Annotated in this window: 2 protein-coding genes; both read left to right on the top strand. The window is 73.2% G+C overall.

Annotated features, from left to right (window positions below):
- The coding region (locus tag BGO22_RS20970; RefSeq protein ID WP_286852355.1) for a beta-ketoacyl synthase N-terminal-like domain-containing protein at positions 1 to 4070 on the top strand (4070 nt) is incomplete at its 5' end.
- Between the two features lie 72 nt (positions 4071 to 4142).
- Positions 4143 to 5135, top strand: a complete 993-nt coding sequence (locus BGO22_RS20965; protein WP_070398203.1) for a recombination-associated protein RdgC — start codon at positions 4143 to 4145, stop codon at positions 5133 to 5135.
- The last annotated feature ends 99 nt before the right edge of the window (positions 5136 to 5234 follow it).

Genomic DNA, 5234 nt, shown 5'->3' with positions numbered 1-5234 from the left:
TGGCCGCGCTGCAGGCGCAGGGCCTGTCGCCGGGCCAGGCCGTGTTGTCGCAGGTCGGCGCCAGCGCCCGCCAGCTCGAGGTCTTCTGGGCCTGCGTGCTCGGGGGCCTGGTGCCCGTGCTGCTGCCCAAGGTCGCCAGCTGGCGGCGCGAGAGCGAAGCCTCCCGCCGGCTGCGCGCCGTGTGCTCGCTGCTCGGGCCCAGCACCACGCTGCTGATCGACGATGACCAGCGGGCCGACCACGCCGCGGGCGCGGCGGCCCTCCCCCGCGGCATGCGCTGGCTCTGCGACCCCGGCGAGGCCGACGCCACGCGGGCGCGCGAGCACCGGGCCCAGCCCGGCGATCTGGCCTACCTGCAACTGTCGTCCGGCTCCACCGGCATGCCCAAGGGCGTGCGGCTCACGCACGCCAACATGCTCGCCAACCTGCGCGACATGGCGCAGGCCCAGGGGCTGCTGCCGGCGCACGGTTTCCTGAACTGGATGCCTTACTACCACGACATGGGCCTGGTGATGTTCCACCTGCTGCCCGCCTACCTCGGGGCGGGCCAGGTCAAGCTCGATGCCGCCGACTTCGTGGCCGATCCGCTGCTGTGGCTCACCAAAATCCACCAGCACCGCTCGGCCGTGGTGGGTGGCCCCAACTTCGGCCTGCGCCACGTGCTCGACAAGCTCGACGGCGGCCCGCCCCAGGGCGTGGACCTGTCCTGCGTGCGCCTGTGGTTCAACGGCGCCGAGCCGATCTGGGTGCCGACGATGCGCGCGTTCGTGTCCCGCATGGCCGCGGCCGGCCTGCGCCCCGACGCCATGGCGCCGGCCTACGGCCTGGCCGAGGCCACGGTGGTCGTGTCGCTCTCCCCGCGGGGCACGCGCGCGCTGACGCACCGGCTCGACCGCCAGGCGCTGTTGCGCGACGGCCTGGTGCGGGACGCCGCCGAGGGCGTCGAGGCGATCGAGTACGCCGATGTCGGCCTGCCCCTTGCCTCCACGCAGGTGCGCGTTGTCGGCGAAGACGGCAGCGACCTCGGCGAACAGCGCCTGGGCGAGGTCCAGGTCCGAGGCGCCAGCGTCACCAGCGGCTACGAGACCCGCGCCGAGGGCGCCGCGCGCGAATGCTTCGACGCCGAGGGCTGGCTGCGCACCGGCGACCTCGGCTTCCTGCGCGGCGGCCGCCTCACCATCACTGGCCGACTCAAGGACGTGATCGCCATCCACGGCCGCCAGGTGATGGCGGTTGACGTGGAGCAGCACCTGGGCCAGCTGTTCGGGCTCAAGACCGGGCGCATCGCCGCCTGCGGCGTGCCGCAGGCCGATGGCAGCGAGGCCGTGGTGCTGTTCGTGGTGGCGCGCGCGCACGACGACGGCTGGCGCCTGCTGCACCGCCTGCGCGCCGCCGCCGAGGCCTACCTGGCGCACCCGGTGGTCGGCGCCTTGCCGGTGCGCCGCATCCCGCACACCTCCAGCGGCAAGCCGCAGCGCCACCCGCTCGCGCGGCAATGGCAGTTGGGCGCCTTCGCCGAGCTGCTCCAGGCCTTCCACGCCCACGCGCCCCAGGCGCCGGCCCCGGCGCCGGCCAACGACGGCCTGGTGCGCCAGGTGGTGCAGGCCTGGTCCGAGGCCCTGCGCCTGCGTCCCGGCGACATCGGCCTGGACACCCCGTTCACCGCCCTGGGCGGCGGCTCGGTGCAGGCGATCCAGGCATTGGCACTGCTCGAAAGAAGCCTGGGCCGCCGCCTCGGCACGGGGCTGCTGATCGATGGTCGAACAGTGCGCGACACCGTGGCCTGCCTGGAGCGCCACCTGGCGCCAGAGGCCACATGTGCCGCCTCTGCAGATACCGCCGTCTCCGTCTCCGTCTCCGCCTCTGCGGGCGCCTGCGCGCCAGCGCAAGCGCCCGCCGCCCCATCGCCGGCCATCGCCGTCATCGGCATGGCCTGCCGCTTCCCCGGCGCGGCCTCGCCGGCACAGTTCTGGGGCCAGCTGCGCGACGGCGTGTCGTCGATCCGCGAAGTGCCGGCGCCCCCCTGGATGCCCGAAGGCCAGCGCCTGCACATGGGGCGCATCGATGGCATCGAACTGTTCGCGGCCGACTTCTTCGGCCTGGACGACGAAGAGGCTCGGCTCATGGACCCGCAGCAGCGCCTGATGCTCGAGGTGGGCTATGAAGCACTCGACGACGCCGGCTACACCGGCACGCGCATGCCGGCGCAGCGCCAGGTCGGTGTCTACGTCGGCGCGACACACAACGCCTACCTGGAGTCGCTCATCGAACTGCGCCGCCGGGGCGACTTCCCTGCCGCGCAGCACCCGCAGCTGCTGCCGGGCAACCTGTTGAGCATCATCGCCGCGCGCCTGTCACAGCGGCTCGACCTCAAAGGCCCCGCGCTGCACATCGACACGGCCTGCGCGTCCTCGCTGGTGGCGCTGCACTGCGCCTGCACCGACCTGCGGTCGAGCCAGAGCGAGATCGCGCTGGCCGGCGGTGTGAGCCTGCTGTCCACGCTGAGCATGATGCAACTGCTCGGCCAGACCGGCACCCTGTCGGACGAAGGCGTCTGCCGCGTGTTCGACGAGGCCGCCAGCGGCATGGTGGCCAGCGAGGGCCTGGGCCTGGTGGTGCTCAAGCGGCTCGACCAGGCGCTGGCCGACGGCGACCGCATCGACGCGGTGATCTCGGCCACCGCCGTCACCAACGACGGCCACTCCATCGGCCTCATGGCGCCCACGCTGGAAGGGCAGGAAGCGATGCTGCGGCAGGCCCTGGCCCAGGCCGGCCTTCACCCCTCGCAGATCGGTTACGTTGAGGCCCATGGCACCGGCACGCCGGTCGGCGACGCGATCGAGGTGCACGCGCTCACCAACGTCTTCGGCGAGCCGACCGGCGCGCCGTACTGCGGCATCGGCTCGGTCAAGGCCAACATCGGCCATCCCATGGCCGCGGCCGGCGTGGCGGGGCTGATCAAGCTGCTGCTGTCCCTGCGGCACGGGCTGCTGCCGCCCACCTTGACCCTGCGCAAGCCGCACCCGAACCTGCGCCTGGAGCACACGCCGTTCTGGCCGGTGCTGTCCGCCGCGCCCTGGCCCCGGGGCGTGGCCCCGCGGCACGCGGGCATCAGCTCCTTTGGTTTCGGCGGCACCAACGCGCACGCGATCGTGTCCGACGCGCCGCTGCCCGCCGCCCGCGCGCGCACCACGCGATCGCACCACCTGCTGTGCCTGTCGGCGCGCAACCGCGAGGAACTGCTGGCGGTGCGCTCCCGCCTGCTCGACCAACTGCTGGAACAACCCGACCTGTCGATGCTCGACCTGTCGTACACCCGCTGCGCGGGGCGCGAAGCCTTCAGGCTGCGCGAATGCCTGGTGGTCTGCGGCGTGCGGGACGCCATCGAACAGTTGCGGCACGGACCGCGGGCATGGCCCGGCGACGAGGGGCTGGCGGCGCTGGTGGCGCTGGGCCAGCGCTGGCTGCGCGGCGAACCCGTCGACTGGAACGAGCACTTTCGCGGCAGCGGCGCGCGCATCGTGCCCCTGCCCACCTACCCCTTCACCCGCCGCGCGTACTGGTTGCCGGGCAGCTCACCCGACACGCGGGGGCAGCCCGCGCCCGCGGCGCGCGAGCGGGCCGGCGGACCGCCCGGCGCCAGCGCCGCGGGCCCCGACGGCCAGCGCTGCGCCCCCGCGCGGGCCGCCAACGCGGAGGAAGCCAACCGGCGGACCGCGCCCGGCACCACCACCGTCACCGCCATCGCCAGCCCCCCGGCCGCCCCACCACCCGCCAGCCCGCTGGCCGAAGACACCGTGGCCCACTGGATCGAGACCGAGCTCGCGTCGCACGGCATCCGGTGCGCCGACCGCTCGGTGCCGTTCGCGCGGCTCGGCGCCGATTCGCTGATCGCCGTGCACACCTGCCATGCGCTGGCGGCCCGGCTGGGCGCCGACGTGTCCATGGCGCTGTTCTTCGAGTACGCCTCGGTCGAGCGCCTCGCGCGGCACCTGGCCCGCCTGCACAGCCCATCGATCGAACGCCTGCTGGCCGAGGCCACCACCCGCGCGCCGCTGACGCCGCCCTAGTCCACCGCCGCTAAGATGCACACCCCGCCACCGCCCAGGTGCGCGGGGTTCGTTTTTCCGGAGATCCCTTTCGTGTTCAAGAACCTCACGCTCTACCGCATCGGCCCCGGTTGGGCGCCCACGCCCGAGGCGATGGAGAAGGCCCTGGACGGCCAGCGCTTCGTGCCCTGCCCCGCCACGCAGGACAAATCGGTCGGCTGGGTGGAGCCGCGCGGCGAGGCCCACGGCCCGCTGGTGGAAGCCATCGCCGGCCAGCGCATCCTCAAGCTGCAGATCGAAACCAAGTCGGTGCCCGGTGCCGTGGTGCGCCGCAAGGCCCAGGAGGCGGCCGACCACATCGAGGCCACCACCGGCCGCAAACCCGGCAAGAAGGAAACCAAGGCCCTGCGCGAAGACGCCCTGCTCTCGCTGCTGCCCCAGGCCTTCTCGCGCCAGCAGACGTCCTGGGTGTGGATCGACCCCGAGCGCGGCTGGCTCGCCACCGACGCCAGCAGCCAGGGCAAGCTCGACGACCTGGTCACCGCCCTGGTGCGCGCCTTCGACGGCCTGGTGCTCACGCTCTTCAATACGCAGCAGACGCCGCAGAGCGCCATGACGCAGTGGCTCAGCGCCAGCGACGCCGAGGAATGGCCCGAGGGCCTGGCCGTGGAGCGCGACTGCGAGCTGCGCTCCAGCGACGAGGAAAAATCGGTGGTGAAGTTCACCCGCCACCACCTCTTCAACGACGAGGTGCGCCGCCACATCAGCGAAGGCAAGCTGCCCACGCGCCTGGCGCTCAACTGGGAAGGCCGCGTCGGCTTCACGCTCACCGAAAGCATGGCGCTCAAGAAAATCCAGTTCCTCGAAGGCGTGTTCGAAGAGAACCAGGGCAAGGAAGAGCAGAGCTTCGACAGCAACGTCGCCATCGGCACGGGCGAGCTGCGCGGCGTGCTCGACGCGCTCATCGCGGCGCTGGGCGGCGAGCTGCAACCCGGCCAGGTGCCGGGGCATGAGCCCGCGCCGGCCGGCGCGGCGCCCGCCTCCGACGCCACCCCGGCCAGCGCCAGCGACGACGCGCCGTTCTGAACATGGCCTCGGTGCTCGCCATCTGCCTCGGGGCCTGCGCCGGCGCGCTGCTGCGCTGGCGCCTCGGGCTGTGGCTGAGCCAGCCGCACAGCCTGCTGC

The organism is Hydrogenophaga sp. 70-12, from assembly GCF_001897365.1.
In the GTDB taxonomy this organism is placed as follows: Bacteria; Pseudomonadota; Gammaproteobacteria; order Burkholderiales; family Burkholderiaceae_C; genus Hydrogenophaga; species Hydrogenophaga borbori.
Note: the sequence above shows the minus strand (reverse complement) of the source record. Positions and strands in the feature narration are given on the sequence as shown.